Annotated in this window: 15 protein-coding genes; 2 read left to right on the top strand and 13 right to left on the bottom strand. The window is 61.9% G+C overall.

Annotated features, from left to right (window positions below):
- Positions 1-16 precede the first annotated feature (16 nt).
- The 5 genes from ACQ4MJ_RS02725 to rpsP form a co-directional block, all read right to left on the bottom strand.
- A complete protein-coding gene (locus ACQ4MJ_RS02725) occupies positions 17-736 on the bottom strand; it encodes a CoA pyrophosphatase (protein WP_055403048.1) in 720 nt (239 codons plus the stop codon).
- Between the two features lie 83 nt (positions 737-819).
- Positions 820-1,209 (bottom strand): 50S ribosomal protein L19, encoded by a 390-nt coding sequence (rplS, locus tag ACQ4MJ_RS02720; protein ID WP_055403050.1) that lies wholly within the window; start codon positions 1,207-1,209, stop codon positions 820-822.
- A gap of 128 nt (positions 1,210-1,337) precedes the next feature.
- Positions 1,338-2,096, bottom strand: a complete 759-nt coding sequence (trmD, locus tag ACQ4MJ_RS02715; RefSeq protein ID WP_431150214.1) for a tRNA (guanosine(37)-N1)-methyltransferase TrmD — start codon at positions 2,094-2,096, stop codon at positions 1,338-1,340.
- Positions 2,097-2,125: 29 nt separating this feature from the next.
- Positions 2,126-2,695, bottom strand: a complete 570-nt coding sequence (gene rimM / locus ACQ4MJ_RS02710) for a ribosome maturation factor RimM (protein ID WP_431150217.1) — start codon at positions 2,693-2,695, stop codon at positions 2,126-2,128.
- 75 nt (positions 2,696-2,770) lie between these two features.
- The gene (gene rpsP, locus ACQ4MJ_RS02705; protein ID WP_008904984.1) at positions 2,771-3,022 is read right to left on the bottom strand and encodes a 30S ribosomal protein S16; all 252 of its coding nucleotides are present in this window, start codon (positions 3,020-3,022) and stop codon (positions 2,771-2,773) included.
- Between the two features lie 147 nt (positions 3,023-3,169).
- Between rpsP and ACQ4MJ_RS02700 the strand changes: the two genes are divergently transcribed.
- Entirely contained in the window at positions 3,170-3,691 is a 522-nt protein-coding gene (locus tag ACQ4MJ_RS02700; RefSeq protein ID WP_431150220.1) for a GNAT family N-acetyltransferase, read from the top strand.
- 106 nt (positions 3,692-3,797) lie between these two features.
- Positions 3,798-4,244 (top strand): TM2 domain-containing protein, encoded by a 447-nt coding sequence (locus tag ACQ4MJ_RS02695; protein ID WP_055403056.1) that lies wholly within the window; start codon positions 3,798-3,800, stop codon positions 4,242-4,244.
- Positions 4,245-4,357: 113 nt separating this feature from the next.
- Here the strand turns inward: ACQ4MJ_RS02695 and ACQ4MJ_RS02690 are convergent, their stop codons facing one another.
- The 8 genes from ACQ4MJ_RS02690 to ACQ4MJ_RS02655 form a co-directional block, all read right to left on the bottom strand.
- Positions 4,358-5,368 carry an inorganic phosphate transporter gene (locus ACQ4MJ_RS02690; RefSeq protein WP_055403058.1) on the bottom strand — a complete coding sequence of 337 codons (1,011 nt, stop codon included), beginning with the start codon at positions 5,366-5,368 and terminating at the stop codon, positions 4,358-4,360.
- A gap of 18 nt (positions 5,369-5,386) precedes the next feature.
- Positions 5,387-6,034 (bottom strand): DUF47 domain-containing protein, encoded by a 648-nt coding sequence (locus tag ACQ4MJ_RS02685; protein WP_063461305.1) that lies wholly within the window; start codon positions 6,032-6,034, stop codon positions 5,387-5,389.
- A 148-nt stretch (positions 6,035-6,182) separates the two neighbouring features.
- A complete protein-coding gene (locus tag ACQ4MJ_RS02680) occupies positions 6,183-6,545 on the bottom strand; it encodes a DMT family protein (RefSeq protein WP_431153122.1) in 363 nt (120 codons plus the stop codon).
- 220 nt (positions 6,546-6,765) lie between these two features.
- Entirely contained in the window at positions 6,766-7,494 is a 729-nt protein-coding gene (locus ACQ4MJ_RS02675; RefSeq protein WP_055403062.1) for an ABC transporter ATP-binding protein, read from the bottom strand.
- A 2-nt stretch (positions 7,495-7,496) separates the two neighbouring features.
- Positions 7,497-8,291, bottom strand: coding sequence for an ABC transporter ATP-binding protein (locus ACQ4MJ_RS02670; RefSeq protein WP_055403064.1), 795 nt, complete (start codon positions 8,289-8,291; stop codon positions 7,497-7,499).
- 20 nt (positions 8,292-8,311) lie between these two features.
- On the bottom strand, positions 8,312-9,388 hold the full coding sequence (locus tag ACQ4MJ_RS02665; protein WP_431150223.1) for an ABC transporter permease subunit: 1,077 nt from the start codon (positions 9,386-9,388) through the stop codon (positions 8,312-8,314).
- Between the two features lie 13 nt (positions 9,389-9,401).
- Entirely contained in the window at positions 9,402-10,331 is a 930-nt protein-coding gene (locus tag ACQ4MJ_RS02660) for a branched-chain amino acid ABC transporter permease (RefSeq protein WP_431150224.1), read from the bottom strand.
- A 313-nt stretch (positions 10,332-10,644) separates the two neighbouring features.
- On the bottom strand, positions 10,645-11,997 hold the full coding sequence (locus ACQ4MJ_RS02655; protein ID WP_431150227.1) for a replication-associated recombination protein A: 1,353 nt from the start codon (positions 11,995-11,997) through the stop codon (positions 10,645-10,647).
- Positions 11,998-12,082: the final 85 nt, after the last annotated feature.

Genomic DNA, 12,082 nt, shown 5'->3' with positions numbered 1-12,082 from the left:
CGCACGCGGGCCCGGTTTACGCCTGCATGAAACGGTAGAAGTTGCGCAGCATGCCTGCTGTCGCACCCCAGATGTAATGGTTCTTGCCGCCGTCCTGGTAGGGCATCGAGAACCACTCCCGGTGTACGCCATCCCGGTCGAACACATGGCGCCGGTGGTTGGCGGGATTGAGCAGAAAATCGAGCGGCACCTCGAAAAGGTCGGCCACTTCATACGGATTGGGCTGGAGCACGCAGTCCGGCTGCACCAGCGCCACCACGGGCGTGATGATGAACGATGAGCCGGTGACATAGATTGGTAACGTGCCGAGCACTTCGACAAAATCCCGAGCAAGCCCCACCTCTTCCTGCGCCTCGCGCAAGGCCGTGTCGGCAGGCGTTGCATCTCCCGCGTCTGCCCGCCCACCGGGGAAGGCCACCTGCCCCGAATGGGTGGACAGGTGGGCCGTGCGTTCGGTCAACAGCACCATGGGCTGTTCGCGCAGCACGATGGCAATCAGCACCGACGCACGGGCGGGCTCGCGGTTCATGAACTTCTTTTCCAGCAGCACCTCAGGCTCCCACTGCGGCGGGTGCGCAAAACGCGCCCGCAGCGCTTCAGCGGTCTGCGCCTGAACCGGCACCGCAGGCAGGTGCGCATCCACCCCCACCACCGGAACAAGGCGGGGGTCAAAGTCGGGCAGGCTCGACAAAGGAGCGATCACCGACGAGACAGCAGGACTGGAAGAAGGGTCCACAAGAAGGGGGAGGTGAACAAGCCAAAAAACAAAAAGCCGCTACAGGCAGACGCTGTAGCGGCTTGTGAGGTCGAGCCTGCGCCTTATGCGGCGGTGGCGGCTGCAGCCTTGTTGACACGCGAAGGCAGCTTTTCCTTGATACGTGCCGACTTGCCGCTGCGGTCACGCAGGTAGTACAGCTTGGCACGGCGCACATCACCACGGCGCTTGACTTCAATGCTGGCGATCAGGGGGCTGTACGTCTGGAACGTACGCTCCACGCCTTCGCCGCTGGAGATCTTGCGCACGGTGAAGCCGCTGTTCAGGCCGCGATTGCGCTTGGCAATCACCACACCTTCGTAGGCCTGCACGCGCTTACGGGTACCTTCCACCACATTCACGCTCACGATGACGGTGTCACCAGGGGCGAATTCGGGGATGGTCTTGTTCAAGCGGGCGATTTCTTCCGCTTCCAGGGTCTGAATCAGGTTCATGTTTGATATCCAACGATCTTGTCCGCGCCAAAAATGGCTGCGTCGGGATTGACGTCTCAGTGTTTTGCGGGAGAACTCCCTGTCAAAACGGCCGGCCAGAGGATCGAAAAGCCTTTGATTATAGCAATTCAGCTGAGCTTGGCCAATACTGCTTCATCCGCAGCGGCCAGATGCCCTGCTTTGCGCGCCGCCTCGATGAGATCGGGCCTGTGCCGGGCCGTGGTGGCCAGGCGCTGGTCGCGCCGCCAGCGCTCGATCTGCGCATGGTGGCCAGACATCAGCGCGGCAGGCACCTGCTGCCCTGCCCATTCTTCAGGGCGCGTGTAGTGCGGGCAATCGAGCAGGCCATCGAGCGCCGGGTTGAAGCTGTCGAGCTGGTGGCTGCCCTCATCATTGAGCACACCGGGCTGCAAGCGCGCCACAGCGTCCAGCAGGGCCATGGCGGCGATTTCGCCACCCGACAGCACAAAGTCGCCCAGACTCATCTGCAAATCGACATGGGTATCGATGAAGCGCTGGTCAATGCCTTCATAGCGCCCGCACAGCAGGATTGCACCCGCACTTGCAGACCAGCGCTCCACGGCAGCATGGTTCAGCGTTTCGCCAATGGGCGAAAAAAGGACCAGCGGCGCCTCACTACTCTCGGCCTCACCACGCTCCACCCGGATAGCTGCAAGACACCGGGCGAGGGGCTCAGCCATCATCACCATGCCCGGCCCGCCGCCAAAGGGCCGGTCATCAACACGACGGTAGTTGCCATCGGCATAGTCGCGCGGGTTCCACAGGCGTACATCGACCTGGCCGCCGGCATACGCGCGGCGGGTCACGCCGCTGGCCAGGAACGGCGCAAACAGCTCGGAGAACAGGGTGATGATGTCAAAGCGCATGGTGGGCGGCGCCAGGGCGGGAGTTCCGATCAGTAGTCCGGCTGCCAGTCCACCGTGATGCGCTTTTCGGCCAGGTCCACGTTGTCAATGAAGGCCGAGACAAAAGGGATCATCCGCTCCTGTGCCTTGCCGTCCTGCTCATAAGTCAACACCAGCACCGTCTGCGGACCGGTGGACATCAATTCCTGCACCTGCCCCAGCGCCACACCTTCGCGGTTGACGACCGCAAGACCGATCAGATCGATCCAGTAGTACTCGCCCTCCGTGGTGGACGGAAAGCTGGAGCGCGGCACAAAGATGCGCGCACCGCGCAAGGCTTCGGCGGCATCGCGGTCATCAATGCCCTGCGCCCAGGCAACCACGGTGTCCGAATGGTCCTTGGCCTGGCGGATGGACAACGACACGGTGCCCGCAAAGGTCTTGGCGCCGCGTTCGGAAGGCTGCAGGTACCAGCGTTTGGATGAAAACAGCGCCTCAGGGCTGCTGCTGTGCGACAGCACCTTGAACCAGCCCTTGACACCCCAGGCATCGGCAATGCGCCCCACTTCAACGGCGTCTGTGGGCAGCTCTGCGGGTTCGAGGGTCAGGTTGGTGGCCATGGCGGGGGATTCCAGAATAGGAAAAGGGCGGGTTTCGCCAGGCATGCCGACGAAACCCGCCCTTTTCAGGGAGCTTTAAGCAGCCTTCTTGGCGGCTTGCTTGATCAGGCGGTCCACGGTAGGCGAGGACTGGGCGCCCACGCTCTTCCAATACGTCAGACGGTCTTGCACGATGCGCAGGCCTTCTTCGGATTCCTTGGCGGTGGGGTTGTAGAAGCCGATGCGCTCGATGAAGCGGCCATCACGGCGCACGCGCTTGTCAGCAACGACGATGTTGAAGAAAGGACGGCCCTTGGAGCCGCCGCGGGAGAGTCGAATGACGACCATGATTTATCCTTCGGGTGGTGAACTCCGGCAACATTTGCCTTGAGCCACTGTGTTCGCAACCATATTCGCAACGCTTGAGACACGCGACATGGCCACCCGGCCAGCGACACGCTGCAAAGCCCGCGATTATATCCATTTCCCTCTTCCATGCCCAAAATTCGTTCCAGCACCGACAGCGATATTCCCGCCATCACGGCCATTTACCAACACCATGTGCTTCACGGTACAGGTACCTTTGAGATCGATCCACCGTCTGAAGCCGACATGGCAGGCCGCCGTGCCGACGTGCTGGCCCGAGGCCTGCCCTGGCTGGTGGCCGAAAAGGACGGCCAGGTGCTGGGCTTTGCCTATGCCAACTGGTTCAAGCCCCGTCCAGCCTACCGGTTCTCTGCCGAGGACTCGATCTACGTGGCCGACAGCGCCCGTGGCATGGGCCTGGGCCGCAAGCTGCTGACCGAGCTGGCGGCCCAGGCCGAAGCAGCTGGGGTACGCAAGCTGCTGGCCGTGATTGGCGACTCGGCCAACGCGGGCTCGATCGGCGTTCACCGGGCGCTGGGCTTCACCGACGTGGGTGTCATGCGTTCGGTGGGATGGAAGTTCGACGCCTGGCGCGACATCGTGCTCATGGAGAAGACCCTGGGCGCGGGCGACACCACATCGCCCGAATGAAAACGGCCCCCATGCTCGCCCCGCAGCGCAGAGCGCAGCCCTCCGAAGCGGCCCCCTTGGAGACCACTTGTTCATCTTGGTGCGGCCCGACGATGAATAATGCCCCATGAAAAACAAAACTTTGGCGGCATGGCTTGCCTTCGTGGGCGGGCCGCTGGGCCTTCACCGCTTTTACCTGCACGGGATCACCGACATGCTGGGCTGGCTGCTCCCGATACCGACGGCCCTCGGTATCTACGGCATCCAGCGCGTGCAGCAGCTCGGCCAGGACGACCACACCAGCTGGATGCTGATTCCTTTGCTGGGCTTCACGATTGCGGGCTGCGCCTTGCAAGCCATCCTGTTTGCACTCAAGACGCCCGAGGCGTGGAACGCGCGCTACAACCCCACGGCCGCACCCGACGCCCCGGCGGGCAGGACCCAATGGATCACCATCGGCGCCATCGTGGTCTCGCTGTTGGTGGGCACGGCGGTGCTGATGGCCAGCCTCGCGTTCAGCTTCCAACGGTACTTCGAGTACCAGATCGAGGAAGCTCGCAAGATCTCGCAGTGACCGACACCCACCAAGCGAACGCCCCATTGAATCCACATTCAAATGGGGCGTTCGCGCTTTTCCATATTGCCTAATTAGCTATACATTCAATAGCAAATCAGGAATCAGGGCATTCAGAATATCTGCAGACTGATCCAGTACGCCACGGCAGCCACAAACGCACTGGCGGGGATGGTCAAGATCCACGCCCAGACGATATTGCCTGCCACGCCCCAGCGCACTGCGCTGGCGCGCTGCGTGGAGCCCACGCCCACGATGGCGCCTGTGATGGTGTGGGTGGTGGACACCGGAATACCCAACGTTGTTGCCAGGAACAGGGTCAGCGCCCCGCCCGTCTCGGCACAGAAGCCGCCCACGGGCTTGAGCTTGGTGATCTTCTGGCCCATGGTTTTCACGATGCGCCAGCCGCCGAACATGGTTCCCAGGCCGATAGCCACGTAGCAGCTGACAATCGTCCAGGTGGGTGGCGAAGCATCGCTTGCCGACGAATACCCTGTGGCAATCAGCAGCAGCCAGATGATGCCGATGGTCTTTTGCGCATCGTTGCCCCCGTGACCCAGGCTGTAGGCCCCTGCGGACACGAGCTGCAGGCGCCGGAACCATTTGTCCACCCGGCTTGGCCGCGTTCGCCGAAAGATGTGCGCCACAGCCACCATCATGAGAGAGCCCAGCAGGAAGCCGAGCAAGGGCGAAACGAAGATGAACGCCACGGTCTTGAGGATGCCGGTGGAGATCAGCGCGCTGGCACCCGCCTTGGCGATCACCGCCCCCACGATGCCGCCGATGAGCGCATGCGATGAGCTGCTGGGGATGCCGTAGTACCAGGTGATGACGTTCCAGGTGATGGCGCCCACCAAGGCACCAAACACCACATGAGTGTCCACGATGCCAGGCTGCACGATGCCCTTGCCCACCGTAGCGGCCACGCTCAGGTGGAAGACAAAGATCGCTACAAAGTTGAAGAACGCGGCGAAAAGCACCGCCTGTGCGGGCTTGAGCACGCCGGTGGACACCACCGTGGCAATCGAATTGGCAGCATCATGAAACCCGTTCATGAAGTCGAACAGGATCGCCAGTGCCACGAGCAAGACCACAACCCAGAGGGCCGTTTGTACGGTTTCCATACTGGTCAGCCTGCCGGATCAGGAGTTTTCGAGGACGATGCCCTCGATGCAATTGGCCACGTCCTCACACTTGTCGGTGATGGTTTCCAGCAGCTCGTAGATGGCCTTGAGCTTGATCACCTCGCGCACATCGGGCTCTTCACGGAAGAGCTTGCTCATGGCGCTGCGCATCACGCGGTCCGCGTCGGACTCGAGCCTGTCGATCTCTTCGCAGGTCTTGAGCGCGGCTTCAGCCACGGCCGGATCGGCGATCTTGTCGAGCAACTTGACGGCATCACGCAGGCGTTCGCAGCACTTGAGGCTCAGGTCGGTCAGGCGGGTGATCTCTTCCGTCATGTGGCGCACGTCGTACAGCGCCATGGTCTCGGCAGAGTCCTGAATCAGGTCGGCCACATCGTCCATGGTGTTGATCAGCGTGTGGATCTGCTCGCGGTCGATAGGGGTGATGAAGGTCTTGTGGATGGCCTTGTTCACCTCGTGCGTCACGCGGTCAGCAGCACGCTCGGCGTTGTCCACATCCTGGTTGTATTTGTCGCGCAGGTGCGGGTCGCTGTAGTTGGCCACCAGTTGCGAGAAAGCCCGGGCCGCCTCGACGATGCGGTCTGCATGCTGGTTGAACATTTCGAAAAAATTGCCTTCGCGTGGCAACAGCTTGGCAAACAGCATGGAGGCTCCTGGATCGGTATCGATTTTTAGAAAATGAGACAAAGCCATGACAAAACCATGACTTTTAAATGACAGGCGAGTTTAACCGGCCGCCCTCACCCGCAGCCACGGGCGCCCGGCGCGGATACCGGGCAACACGCACCATTCATCAGGCACTGCGGAAAATGAAATACACAGCCCCCACCAGGCACAGGCCTGCCCAGAGGTAGTCCCACTTCAGGGGCTGGCCCATGTAGAACACCGCGAACGGCACAAACACCGCCAGCGTGATCACCTCCTGCATGATCTTGAGCTGCCCCACGTTGAACTGGGTAAACCCGATCCGGTTCGCGGGCACCTGCAGCAGGTACTCGAACAGTGCAATGCCCCAACTCACCAGCGCTGCGGTGTACCAGGGTGACATGGCCAGGTTCTTGAGGTGCCCGTACCAGGCAAAGGTCATGAAAACGTTGCTGGCAATCAGCAGCAACACGGTCTGTAGTGATACGGGCAAGGATTGCAGAGCGGACATCGACATGCGGCGACAGGTGGTGGCGGGGTGGGTGCAAATTATGAACAAAATTGGCATCTGGCGCTGGATACACATCCGCCATAAGCTATAAAAACCATAGCAATCAATCCATGCAAACACCAACGCCTGCGCCAAAAAAAAGGCACCGCCGTGTGGCAGTGCCTTGTGCGACGCACCATGCACCTGCCCCACGCAGGGCGGGCCGGGCGGGGGTGTTGCCTTATTCGCCCAGGTAGGCGGCGCGCACCTTGGGATCGTTCAGGAGTTCCTGGCCGGGGCCGGCCATGGTGATCAGGCCGGACTCCATTACGTAGCCACGGTCGGCAATTGCCAGCGCCCGGCTCGCGTTCTGCTCCACCAGCAAAATGGTGACGCCCAGGGCGTACACATCGCGCACCACTTCAAAGATCTTGTCCACCATGATAGGGGACAGCCCCATGGAGGGCTCATCCAGCAGCAGCACCTTGGGCTGGCTCATCAGCGCACGGCCCATGGCCAGCATCTGCTGTTCACCGCCCGACATGGTGCCAGCGAGTTGGTCCTTGCGTTCGCGCAGGCGCGGGAAGATGGTGAACATCTTTTCGATGTCGGCCAGGATGCCTGCCTTGTCGCGGCGCGTGTAGGCGCCCATCTGCAGGTTCTCGGTGATGGTCATGCGGGCGAACACGCCCCGACCTTCCGGCACCATCACAAGGCCCTTCTTCACCAGATCCCAGGCGCCTTTGCCCTTGATGCTTTCACCCAGGTAATGGATGTCGCCATCGTTCATGCCCAGGGTGCCGGTGATCGCCTTCATGGTGGTGGTCTTGCCAGCGCCGTTGGAGCCGATCAGCGAAACCAATTCCCCCTCGCGCACTTCAAAGTCCACGCCCTTCACGGCCTGGATACCGCCGTAGGCCACTTTCAGGCCCTTGACCTGCAGCAGTACCTTGTTGGATTTTTCGGCCATTCTCAATGTCCTCCGGTGCCCAGATAGGCCTCAATCACTTTTTCGTTCTTCTGCACGGTGGCAGGCGTACCTTCGGCGATCTGCTTGCCGTAGTCGAGCACCGTCACGCGGTCGCACAGGCCCATCACCAGCTTCACGTCGTGCTCGATGAGCAAGATGGTGCGGTTGTCGTTGCGGATGCGGTCGATCAGCTCGCGCAGCAGCACCTTTTCGGTGGCGTTCATGCCGGCTGCGGGCTCGTCCAGCGCAATCAGTTGCGGATCGGTGGCCAGGGCCCGGGCGATCTCCAGGCGGCGTTGGTCGCCATAGGAGAGGGTACGCGCCTTGTAGTCGGCGAACTTGCCAATGCCCACGTAGTCGAGCAGTTCCTGCGCGCGCTTGGCAATGGCCAGCTCTTCTTCCTTGAAACCCTTGGTGCGCAGCACCGCGCCCAGAAGGCCGGACTTGGTGCGGATGTGGCGGCCCACCATTACATTTTCCAGCGCCGTCATTTCTGCAAACAGGCGGATGTTCTGGAAGGTGCGGGCAATGCCCGCCTTGGCCACTTCATGCACGGCCGTGGGCTCGTAAGGCTTGCCGGCGAGCTCAAAGGTGCCGCTGTCGGGGGTGTACAGGCCGGTGATCACGTTGAAGAACGTGGTCTTGCCCGCGCCGTTGGGACCGATCAGGCCATAGACCTGGCCACGCTCGATGGTGATGCCCACGTCGGAGAGGGCTTGCAGGCCACCAAAACGCTTGGAAATACCTGCAACCCGCAGCACCACGTCGCTGGCTGATTTCTGAATGTTCTCTGCCATGTTCTAACTTTCTGCGGTGTTCAGGTCTTCTGCGTGAGGCTCTTGCCATGGTCGGGCGCTGGCCACAGACCACGGGGACGCATCAGCATGATGATGATCATGGCCAGTGCGATCAGCAACTGGCGCAGGATGGCGGAGTCCAGACGGCCGTCCGTCATGGCCTGCAGCGGGCCTGCCACGTAGCGCAGCACTTCGGGCAAGGCCGACAACAGCACGGCACCCAGGATCACGCCGGGAATGTGGCCGATACCGCCCAGCACCACCATGGCGACGATCATGACCGACTCCATCAGGCTGAACGACTCGGGCGATACAAAGCCCTGGAACGCACCGAACATCGCACCCGACACGCCGCCAAACGAAGCGCCCATGCCGAAGGCCAGCAGCTTCATGTTGCGGGTGTTGATGCCCATCGCCTTGGCGGCGATTTCGTCTTCACGGATGGCCATCCAGGCGCGGCCGATGCGTGAGTCCTGCAGGCGGTAGCAAATAACGATGGAGACCACCACCAGAACCAGGAACAGGTAGTAGTACAGCGTGACGGAGCTGATATCAAAGCCGAACACCTCCAGGCGCTTGCCCAGATCCAGGCCAAAAATCTTGACCGAGTCGATCTGGCCCAGGCCCTTGGGGCCGTTGGTCAGGTTGACGGGGTGGTCAAGGTTGTTCAGGAAGATACGGATGATTTCGCCGAAGCCCAAGGTCACGATGGCCAGGTAGTCCCCGCGCAACTTGAGCGTGGGCGCCCCCAGCATGGCGCCAAAGAACGCCGCTAGTAACGCCGCCACCGGAATCACAATCCACAGCGAGGTATGCAGTCCGTTGGGGAACATGGCGGCAAACGCCGCAAAGTTGTCCGCAAGATGCGGCGAGGCCATCAAGGCAAACAGGTAGGCGCCCACGGCGTAGAACGCCACGTAGCCCAGGTCCAGCAGGCCGGCGTAGCCCACCACGATGTTCAGGCCCAAGGCCAGCAGCACATACAGCAGCGCCAGGTCGGCGATACGCACCCAGGCATTGCCGAAGGATTGCAGGATCAGCGGCAGCACCAGCAGCGCGACGGCGCCGAGGATCCAGTTGGTTTTGGTGTTCTTCATGGTGTGAGGCTCCTCAGGCGCGATCGGCCACACGCTCACCCAGCAGGCCCGAAGGACGCAGCGTCAGGATGATGATGAGCACGATGAACGCAAAGATGTCGGTGTAGTGGCTGCCCAGCAGACCGCCCGTGAGCGTGCCGATGTAGCCCGAGCCGATGGCTTCGATGAGACCCAGCAAAATGCCGCCCACCACTGCACCGGCCAGGTTGCCAATGCCGCCGAACACCGCCGCCGTGAAGGCCTTGAGGCCGGGCAGGAAGCCCATGGTGTGCTGCGCCGTGCCGTAGTTGGAGGCATACATGATGCCGGCCACGGCGGCCAGAATGGCGCCGATGATGAAGGTGGCGGAAATCACCATGTCGGGCTTGACGCCCATCAGGGACGCAACGCGGGGGTTCTCAGCCGTGGCGCGCATCGCACGGCCCAGGTTGGTGTGGTTCACCAAGTACACCAGCGAGGCCAGGGCAACAGCGGTCACGCCCAGGATCAGGATCTGTGTGGGGGTGATGTAAGCGCCACCCACCTCGAACGGCGCGCTGGGCAACATCGTGGGATAGGGCTTGTAGTTGGGCTTCCAGATGATCATGGCCAGCGTCTGCAGCAGGATCGACATGCCGATGGCGGTGATCAGGGGGGCGAGACGAGGACTGTTGCGCAGAGGGCGGTAGGCCACCTTCTCGATCACAAAATTGAGCGTTGCGGCAACCACGCAGGCAATGAGGGTGGCCAGCAGCAGGATGATCCAGCCCGGGGCGCCAGGCATTGCAGCCTGCATCATTCCTATACAGCTCCAACTGGTCAGAGCCCCGATCATGAGCACTTCGCCGTGGGCGAAATTGATCAGCTGAATAATGCCGTACACCATCGTGTAGCCCAAGGCTATCAAGGCGTACATGCTGCCGAGTACCAGACCGTTGATGATCTGTTGCAGCAAAATGTCCATAAGAGAAGTCCTTCGTTTGTAACGTACCCACCGCTTTGGCACCGGAATCGGTACAGCCTTGTGGGCCCGACTGCCATCTAGCAAAAAACCCGCCAGAAGTGCAGCTGTGCGGGTTTGTGGACGGGATTGTAGCGAGTAGTCACAAGCGGCCCCCACCAAGCCGGGCGGGGTTTTCCCTCGGGTTGGCGGCACATCAGCGGGCAACGCAATCCATAAGCTCACATGATGCAAGCAGGAAAATTGATGTGCGAACTTATTACCAGCCTCATGCCAAATCAGCATGACGCGGGGTGCGGCTCCCACGGGCAGAGGTTCAGGACTTTTCGTCCGGCCCATCCTCCAGATCGGCTGAAACATTGCGCGCACGCAGCTCACGCAATTTCTGTGCAATCTTGATTTCGAGCCCACGCTCCACCGGCGCGTAAAAACCGGGCTCCGGCATGCCCTCGGGCAGGTAGTTTTCGCCTGCGGCGAAGCCGCCCTCTTCGTCGTGCGCGTAGCGGTAGCCCTTGCCGTATTCAAGCTGTTTCATGAGCTGTGTTGGTGCGTTGCGCAGGTGCATGGGCACGGGGCGGGTGCCGTCCTGCTTCACCCAGGCGCGGGCTGCGTTGTAGGCCTTGTAGACCGCGTTGGACTTGGGCGCCACGGCCAGGTACACCACACATTCGGCCAGGGCCAGCTCACCCTCGGGGCTGCCCAGGCGCTCGTATACCTCGGTCGCGTCCAGCGCCAGGCGCAGCGCACGCGGGTCGGCCAGGCCGATGTCCTCGCTGGCCATGCGCACCAGGCGGCGCGCCATGTAGCGCGGGTCGGCACCGCCGTCGAGCATGCGCACCAGCCAGTACAGCGCAGCGTCGGGGTCGGAGCCGCGCACCGACTTGTGCAACGCGCTGATGGTGTCGTAGAACTGCTCGCCGCCCTTGTCATAGCGGCGCATGCGCTCGCCCAGCACCTTGAGCAGCCAGGCGTCGGTGATCTCGGACAGCTTTTCCTGCGTGGCCGCCATGGCCAGGGTTTCGAGTGTGTTGAGCAATCTGCGGGCATCGCCATCGGCGTAGGCCACCAGGCGGTCAATTGCTACATCTTCGATAGCTGGTAGCGCTTTCTCCGCCTGCGCCAGAGCCACTATTTGCTTCAAATCCTGTTCGGACAGCGGCTGCAGCACGTACACGGCGGCGCGGGAAAGCAGCGCCGAGTTCACCTCGAACGACGGGTTTTCGGTGGTTGCACCAATGAAGGTAAACAACCCGCTCTCCACATGCGGCAAGAAGGCATCTTGCTGGCTCTTGTTGAAGCGGTGCACTTCATCCACGAAGACGATCGTGCGCTGCTGCATCAGACCATCACGCGCGGCCTCGGCACGTTCGACCGCTTCGCGGATGTCCTTGACCCCGCCCAGCACGGCACTGATGCTGATGAACTGCGCGTCAAAGGCATCGGCCATCAGGCGTGCGATGGTCGTCTTGCCCACACCCGGCGGGCCCCAGAGGATGCAGCTGTGCGGGCGGCCCGATTCGAACGCGAGCCGCAGCGGCATGCCCGGGCCCAGCACATGCTGCTGCCCGATCACCTCGCCCAGCGTGCGGGGCCGCAGGCGCTCGGCCAGGGGCTGGTGGGCCGAGGAGTGGGCCTGGGAAGGTGCTGCGGAGGCACTGCGTGCTGCCATGTTCGTATCCTGTCTACATCACGCTGGTTTTTAAGCCAAATTGGCCTCTAGCGCTTATCTGATAAGCGCTGGCAGCTATCTTTTT

The organism is Acidovorax facilis (assembly GCF_050626955.1).
GTDB classification, from domain to species: domain Bacteria; phylum Pseudomonadota; class Gammaproteobacteria; order Burkholderiales; family Burkholderiaceae_C; genus Acidovorax; species Acidovorax facilis.
The sequence above is the reverse complement of the archived record's forward strand: the minus strand, read 5'-3'. Positions and strand labels throughout refer to the sequence as shown.

Excerpts from the sequence above, each read along its gene's own strand:
- rimM (WP_431150217.1), bottom strand. The coding sequence starts at position 2,695 with ATGGCCACCAACCTGACCCTCGAACCCGCAGAGCTGCCCACAGACGCC.
- ACQ4MJ_RS02680 (WP_431153122.1), bottom strand. The coding sequence starts at position 6,545 with ATGTCCGCTCTGCAATCCTTGCCCGTATCACTACAGACCGTGTTGCTG.
- trmD (WP_431150214.1), bottom strand. The coding sequence starts at position 2,096 with ATGCGCTTTGACATCATCACCCTGTTCTCCGAGCTGTTTGCGCCGTTC.
- ACQ4MJ_RS02695 (WP_055403056.1), top strand. The coding sequence starts at position 3,798 with ATGAAAAACAAAACTTTGGCGGCATGGCTTGCCTTCGTGGGCGGGCCG.
- ACQ4MJ_RS02660 (WP_431150224.1), bottom strand. The coding sequence starts at position 10,331 with ATGGACATTTTGCTGCAACAGATCATCAACGGTCTGGTACTCGGCAGC.
- rplS (WP_055403050.1), bottom strand. The coding sequence starts at position 1,209 with ATGAACCTGATTCAGACCCTGGAAGCGGAAGAAATCGCCCGCTTGAAC.
- ACQ4MJ_RS02700 (WP_431150220.1), top strand. The coding sequence starts at position 3,170 with ATGCCCAAAATTCGTTCCAGCACCGACAGCGATATTCCCGCCATCACG.
- ACQ4MJ_RS02675 (WP_055403062.1), bottom strand. The coding sequence starts at position 7,494 with ATGGCCGAAAAATCCAACAAGGTACTGCTGCAGGTCAAGGGCCTGAAA.
- ACQ4MJ_RS02665 (WP_431150223.1), bottom strand. The coding sequence starts at position 9,388 with ATGAAGAACACCAAAACCAACTGGATCCTCGGCGCCGTCGCGCTGCTG.
- rpsP (WP_008904984.1), bottom strand. The coding sequence starts at position 3,022 with ATGGTCGTCATTCGACTCTCCCGCGGCGGCTCCAAGGGCCGTCCTTTC.
- ACQ4MJ_RS02685 (WP_063461305.1), bottom strand. The coding sequence starts at position 6,034 with ATGCTGTTTGCCAAGCTGTTGCCACGCGAAGGCAATTTTTTCGAAATG.
- ACQ4MJ_RS02690 (WP_055403058.1), bottom strand. The coding sequence starts at position 5,368 with ATGGAAACCGTACAAACGGCCCTCTGGGTTGTGGTCTTGCTCGTGGCA.
- ACQ4MJ_RS02670 (WP_055403064.1), bottom strand. The coding sequence starts at position 8,291 with ATGGCAGAGAACATTCAGAAATCAGCCAGCGACGTGGTGCTGCGGGTT.
- ACQ4MJ_RS02655 (WP_431150227.1), bottom strand. The coding sequence starts at position 11,997 with ATGGCAGCACGCAGTGCCTCCGCAGCACCTTCCCAGGCCCACTCCTCG.